The sequence below is a fragment of the Romboutsia sp. 13368 genome, from assembly GCF_018336475.1.
Lineage (GTDB): Bacteria > Bacillota > Clostridia > Peptostreptococcales > Peptostreptococcaceae > Romboutsia.
The window spans coordinates 1108298-1110351 of sequence record NZ_CP048741.1 but is presented as its reverse complement, the minus strand read 5'-3'; the positions used below and the strand labels follow the sequence as shown (position 1 = coordinate 1110351).

General features: G+C 28.9%; 2 protein-coding genes. Both read right to left on the bottom strand.

Features of this window, described 5'->3' with window-relative positions; genetic code table 11:
* Positions 1-12: 12 nt before the first annotated feature.
* Complete coding sequence (locus G3997_RS04530) at positions 13-447, bottom strand: flavodoxin (RefSeq protein ID WP_296648763.1); 435 nt, start codon at positions 445-447, stop codon at positions 13-15.
* Positions 448-739: 292 nt separating this feature from the next.
* Positions 740-1759 carry a BMP family lipoprotein gene (locus tag G3997_RS04525; protein WP_296648758.1) on the bottom strand — a complete coding sequence of 340 codons (1020 nt, stop codon included), beginning with the start codon at positions 1757-1759 and terminating at the stop codon, positions 740-742.
* Between the last annotated feature and the right edge of the window lie 295 nt (positions 1760-2054).

The window sequence follows — 2054 nt, the reverse complement described above, 5'->3', positions numbered from 1 at the left end:
GCTTTTATAATATTAATTAGATGAAGTAACTAACATACCTGCTATTTTTTTACCTAATTCTAGGCACTCTGTACAATCATCTTCTAAAGCTTCACGTATTATAAGACCATCAAACATTACATCACATCCACAGTCTTCCATTCTCTTAGTCCAGTCTCTCATCCATTCACCATCACCCCAATCATAAGATCCGAATAATACTGCTTTTTTTCCTGAAACCTTACTAGATATACTTTCTATGAATGGTTCAAATTCACATTCTTCTAATACTTCTGCTCCCATAGCTGGGCACCCTAATATTATTATTTCTTCATTATTAAATATATCTGAATCAGCATGAGCTACATCTATTACTTGAGCCTCTGCTCCATTTTCGTTTATCCCTTGTGCTATTAAGTTTGCCATTTTTTCAGTGTTACCTGTCCCTGACCAATATACTATTTTCATTCCTTTTCCTCCCTATTTGTAATAATATGTATTATTTGATAATAATTATCRTTTTCTTTAAYTAAATAATATCTCTATTTTTTATTAATGTCAACTAATTTTATNNNATTTTTTTATTATGTTCATATAATCCACACCTTACCTATGTTTTTTATTAACCTTTAATTTAATTCTATTTTTTCTTTTTATAANNNNTATCTCTATTTTTTATTAATGTCAACTAATTTTATAAAAAAATATAAAAAAACTAGAGATAGATTTTTTATATCATATCTCTAGCTTTATATCTTAACTATTTAAACATAGCCTTATATTCTTCTTCATTTTTAGGAGCTACTATTTCTCCGCTTTTTAATTTTTCAGTGTGTTCATTTACTAAATCTAGTATTTCTTGAGAAACTAAGTTTTTAGTAGTATCTGGTATTCCAACTGAATTATCTTCTAAGCCATAAACTGTAGTTGTTCCACCTTCGTATACACCTTCTACATATGATTTAACTGTTTCATATACACCTACGTCAACTCTTTTTATTGCTGAAGTTAATACATTTTCTGGAGCTAAATCACTTTGGTCTCTATCAACACCTATTGCATATTTTCCAACTTCTTTAGCTGCTTCTATAGCACCTGTTCCAACATCTCCACCACAAGTAAATACTATATCTGCATTATTAGAGTACATTTGGTTAGCTATAGCTTTACCTTTTGCTTGATCTGTAAATGAGTTAGCATATTGAGCTTGTACTTCAGCCTCTGGGTTAGCTGCTTTTACTCCTGCCATAAATCCATATTTAAAAGTATCTATAACTGGTAATTCCATACCACCTATAAACCCTACATTGTTAGTTTTAGTCATTTTACCTGCTACTAAACCTGCTAAGTATGCAGATTCTTGAGCGTTGAATAATATACTTTTTACATTATCTTTACCTGTTAATTCTTCATCTACTAATACAAATTTTTGTTCTGGATATAAATCAGCTGCTTCTTCTATAGCTGGAGCTAATTTCATACCTACACCTAATATTAAGTCTACACCTTCATCTGCTAATGTTTCTATATTTGTTGCATAGTCTGAATCTTGCTTTGATTCTAAGTACTTAACTTCTACACCTAATTCTTTTTCAGCTTTTTGAAGACCTTCCCAAGCACTTTGGTTAAAACTTTGATCGTTTACTCCTGCTACGTCTGTTATCATTGCTACTGTTATAGTATCATCTGATTTACTTTCCTCTGTAGTTGAACATCCTACTAATAGTGATGCTGATACTACTGTTGCCATTGCTAATGTTGTTAATTTCTTAAATGTCATCTTTCTAACCTCCACCGATGATGTTTCCAAAGTTAAAAGATATTTGTAATAAAAAATCCTTTTACCAAAATAGATAAAAGGATAGTTAGTTCATTTATATTTATTTAAACTATTCAAATATCTTTTTAGTCTCTCTGGACCAAATTAAAGTCTTTTGTTTTTCTTTTAATTATTATTACATATTTTGTTTATTTATGTCAATATTTTTTTAATTTTTCATTTTTTTACATTTTAATATAAATAAAGGACCTATATATAGGTCCTTTATTATTTTTTATTCTATTAAATATTAAAC

Excerpts from the sequence above, each read along its gene's own strand:
- G3997_RS04530 (WP_296648763.1), bottom strand. The coding sequence starts at position 447 with ATGAAAATAGTATATTGGTCAGGGACAGGTAACACTGAAAAAATGGCA.
- G3997_RS04525 (WP_296648758.1), bottom strand. The coding sequence starts at position 1,759 with ATGACATTTAAGAAATTAACAACATTAGCAATGGCAACAGTAGTATCA.